Annotated in this window: 5 protein-coding genes; 2 read left to right on the top strand and 3 right to left on the bottom strand. The window is 30.0% G+C overall.

Annotated elements, in window-relative coordinates; all coding sequences use genetic code 11:
* The 3 genes from J6V67_RS02615 to J6V67_RS02605 form a co-directional block, all read right to left on the bottom strand.
* A partial coding sequence (locus J6V67_RS02615; protein WP_291858116.1) for an adenylosuccinate synthetase occupies positions 1-334 on the bottom strand: 334 nt, incomplete at its 3' end.
* 9 nt (positions 335-343) lie between these two features.
* A complete protein-coding gene (locus J6V67_RS02610) occupies positions 344-1198 on the bottom strand; it encodes an ATP phosphoribosyltransferase regulatory subunit (RefSeq protein ID WP_291858114.1) in 855 nt (284 codons plus the stop codon).
* A gap of 9 nt (positions 1199-1207) precedes the next feature.
* Positions 1208-3007 carry a PAS domain S-box protein gene (locus tag J6V67_RS02605; RefSeq protein ID WP_291858111.1) on the bottom strand — a complete coding sequence of 600 codons (1800 nt, stop codon included), beginning with the start codon at positions 3005-3007 and terminating at the stop codon, positions 1208-1210.
* Positions 3008-3143: 136 nt separating this feature from the next.
* Between J6V67_RS02605 and J6V67_RS02600 the strand changes: the two genes are divergently transcribed.
* Together J6V67_RS02600 and J6V67_RS02595 are read left to right on the top strand one after the other, a co-directional pair.
* Positions 3144-3719: a BON domain-containing protein gene (locus tag J6V67_RS02600; protein ID WP_291858108.1), complete on the top strand. Its 576-nt coding sequence runs from the start codon at positions 3144-3146 to the stop codon at positions 3717-3719.
* Positions 3720-3885: 166 nt separating this feature from the next.
* A partial coding sequence (locus J6V67_RS02595) for a DUF4405 domain-containing protein (RefSeq protein WP_291858105.1) occupies positions 3886-4261 on the top strand: 376 nt, incomplete at its 3' end.

Below are 4261 nucleotides of genomic sequence, written 5' to 3'. Positions count from 1 at the left end.
GGTCAATTAGCGAGTGGTAGGCTAAATTTAAATGAGCTCTATCGCTGATGTAAAATCTTCCTTCTAAATTCTTAAATTGTGACATCTCTTTGATTAAAACCTCAGGATTTACCACTACGCCATTGCCAATTATATTTATAATATTTGGGTGTAAAATTCCACTTGGAACTAAATGAAGTGCATATTTAATACCGTCTACCCATATCGTATGGCCAGCATTATGTCCGCCACCACTTCTACATACTAAATCATAATTTTGCGAGAGCATATCTACGATTTTACCTTTACCCTCATCACCCCACTGAATTCCAACAATTAAATCTGCTTTTGTCATATCAATCCTTTATTTACTTCTTAAATTTTCTATCACAGCATCGCTAAATATAGCAAACCCAGCTGAGATGTTTCCATCAATTTCATAGCTTCCGCCACTACTTAAAATGCTATTATCGCATAAAAACCTAAAAAATAGCTTATCATAATATCTCATTTTAGAATAATATAGCGGTGCATATATTCGTTTATCATAGTTACTAGCTAATCCTTTTATCGAGTTTAACGGCTCTTTTAGTTCACTTGGCGCAATGGCAATAACCGCATCTATATCAGCATCGCTTTTTATATTTGCTAGGCGATTTAACCATGGTAAATTTAGTCCCAAAATTACTTCTAATCTACCATTTTCAAATACGCTAATTGGTAAATTTAGTAACTGGCAAATAATTTTTGGAATTTGAATATTACTAATTTGCAAATGCGCACTAATGCCAAATTCTCTAAAAATCTCACTAACTACATCTATACACGGCATAATACTGCTATCGCCTAAAATTTCAGCACCGATTTGATAAATTTCACTAGTTGGATGTTTAAATACCGGCTGAATGTAAAACCATCTTTTAGTATCACTATCTTTTAATCTTTTTGTAGCAATCCTAACTACATCTATTGTGCTATCGCTACGAAGAGCAATCTCTAAATTTTGCTTATCACCAAAACGAATTAGACTCTCAGGCTTTACGCTTTGACGCTGATGATGGCTAAAATATGGAGTGATAATCTCGCTAAATTCATTCTTTTCTAAAATTTCAGCTGCTTTAGCTTCAATCTCTCTTTTAAGCTTAGCGCTAGCGCCAAAATATAGCTTTGACCCATCTGGGATATCGTGTTCATAGATCTTTTGTATATCCAAATTCAAATTCTCTCCTTACTCCATTATTTTATAAAATAGTGCTACATATCGCTGAATTATCTCATGTTCATCTTTAATAGCTGTAATTACTAGATGCTCTTGATAAATTTCACCAGAACGATTTTTATTATAGATTCTTCCACTCCAACTACCAAAATGCTTGATATCAGACCACATTTTAGCATAAAATACATTATCATGTTTACCTGAATGCAAGATTTGCGGTTTTTTACCAATAACTTCTTCTTTGCTATATCCAGTAATTTTTGTAAAGCTTTCGTTGACATCTAATATATTTCCAGTTGCATCACAAATTAATATTCCATTAATAGAACTAAGCATAATCGCCTCAGCTATAGCGCTTTGAACTACAAAATTATGATGATCACTAATATCTGTAGCAGTGCCAATAATCTCATCAGAGTCATTTAATGTATCTAGGGCTTTGGCTTTAATTCTAACATAAATTTGACTTCCATCTTTTTTAATTAGCCTTATATCACACTCAATTAACCGTGAACTACCATCTATATATCTATCTAGCTCATCAATTAAAATATCAATATCATCTCTATATATAATTTTATATATATCCTCAATAGAGCTCACTCCCATATCAATACTATTTTTATATCCTAAAAACTCAACAAAATCAATACTAAATTTAAAAATACCACTTTGAGCAAAATACTCAAAGCCTAACAAGTTACTGATTAAAATTCTACTTTCATAGCGTTTTAATTTACCAGATAAAATCTCTTTTAAAATCTCTTGTTCAGTGCTATCAACTAAAAACATAGTAACTTCTGTTTTGTTATCTTTATTTTTCATACTTGAAACAAAAAGTCTAAACCATCCATACTCGCCGCTATTTAACCTAAATCTATAAGCCCTATCAAGCTCTTTTTTCATATCATATATGCTATTTTCTAATTTTATCTTTCTTTCTAACTCTAAGCTTAATGGAGTAATATCATCACTATGGCATAAAGTTTTTATATCAATTTGTTTAACATCATTTGGAATTAATAAATTTGCATTTGAACTAAGCTGAGTACTCATCCAGCTCTCATCATAGATAAATTTAATCACAATTGCAGGATTGTGCTCAATCATTCCAATCTCACTATTTAGACTCTCTATTTTTTCTTGTGCTTTTGAAGCATCTAAAATAATCATAAAATATGAATCATTAAAATATAAGCTTACTGGAGTGCTAATCACCTCAACAAATTTAATCTCACCACTAGCTAATTTATGCTTATGATAGTTAGTTTTTGCTCCATCATTTACACGAATATCAAATATACTCATTGTTAATAGCTCGCCCTTAGAGTAGCCATAAAACTCCACCGCACAACGGCTAGCATCCATTATAGAGCCATCTTTAGCATCGATAAATAAAATCTTTATATCACTTCTATCAAATAATAAACTATAATATTCCATATAGTATTTTAGGCTATTTTGTGAGCATACCCACGATGTAAAGAAATCATAAATATTTTTATTTATATGATAAAAATCAAAATTTGAAACCGGATCGATAATCTCTTTGCGAGCTAGCTTATCAATAAACATTTTAGTATTAGCAATTGGTATAATAAGATTATTTTTAATAAATAAAAAAATCTCTAAAAGTAGCACTAAAAGCATAATCGCAAGCGTTGAAAAGCCTAAATATACGGCATTGCTTATATTATCATTAGTAAATATAAAATGCAAACTAAAACCACTCATAGCAAGAAATATCGCTAAAATAATTATAGCTCTTCTAAATAATCCAGAAGCAAGAAAAACTTTGCCGTATCGCATATACCTAACCTTTGGCATCACTAAATTTACATAATGCAAGGCTAGATTTTATCGAAATTTTAATAAATTCAAGCTAAATATATATTTTTAAAAGTTTTTAAGAGATATTTTGTTGAAATTTAGATAAAATTATCTAATGAAATTTATATTTTATATGATTTTTGCTAGCATTATTCTAAGTGGTTGCACTTTTAAATCGCCACTATTTAATTTAACTTCAATATATGATGCCTATACTATCAATAAAGATGAACGAGGAATTTACACAATAATAAAAGATAATGTAATACAAAAAAAACTTCAAGCCAAAATCCTAGCTAGTGCAAATTTAAGCAACTTTCATCTAGATGTAGTCTCTCAATGGGGCGAAGTATTGCTAATTGGAGAGGTTGCTACAATGGATGATAAAATAGAATTGATCAATTTAGCTCGTGATACAATGGGTATAAATCACATTAAAACATATATAAATTTTAAAACACCAAACGCATGTCACTTCTTTGATGAGTTAGCAATGCTAACTAAAATTAAAACTGATCTAATAGCTGATCCACTCATTGATAGCACAAATATCAACATTCATATCGTACAGTGTGATGTAGTTTTTAGCGGTGCTGTCAATAGCATTGAGCAAGAAAAGCGTGCCTTGTGGTACGCCTTGCACACTAAAGGAGTTAGTAAAGCGTACTCATTTTTACATGTTTTAAGATAAATTCACTCCTTTGTTATTATAAAATACAGCAATAATAAATATAACATCATAGCTATTTTCTTAAAAATAAATATATCTTTTATAAAATGATTTTATCCCATTAATTCACATATTTTTAACACTCTTTAATTAATATTAACCAAATTTAACTAAAAAGGATATAGAGATGAAAGTTAGCAAATCAGTTGCTACGACTGCAACCATCGCAACATTTGTTATTGTTGGTGCTACTGGTGCTTTTATGTTTTTTAATATTAAAAGCTATGGTATAAAATCAATCCACGAGTATATCGGTATGGCAATGATTTTGGCTTGTATTTTACATATATTTGCTAATTTTGCTGGATTTAAAAGATATTTTAATGGATTAAAGCTAGCCTCTATTGTAACTTGCATTGCCATAGCTGTGGCATTTGTTACATTTAGTCAAAATCCGCATAAAGCTCAAATTCCGCAAAAAGAACTATATAATAGCTTTTTAGATATGAATTTAAGTAGTGCAATAATGGCTTTAAATAGTGATGAAACAGCTTTTAATAACT

The sequence above is a fragment of the Campylobacter sp. genome (genome assembly GCF_017646085.1).
GTDB lineage: Bacteria > Campylobacterota > Campylobacteria > Campylobacterales > Campylobacteraceae > Campylobacter.
This window is presented reverse-complemented; position numbering and strand designations above follow the sequence as displayed.

Excerpts from the sequence above, each read along its gene's own strand:
- J6V67_RS02605 (WP_291858111.1), bottom strand. The coding sequence starts at position 3,007 with ATGCGATACGGCAAAGTTTTTCTTGCTTCTGGATTATTTAGAAGAGCT.
- J6V67_RS02600 (WP_291858108.1), top strand. The coding sequence starts at position 3,144 with ATGAAATTTATATTTTATATGATTTTTGCTAGCATTATTCTAAGTGGT.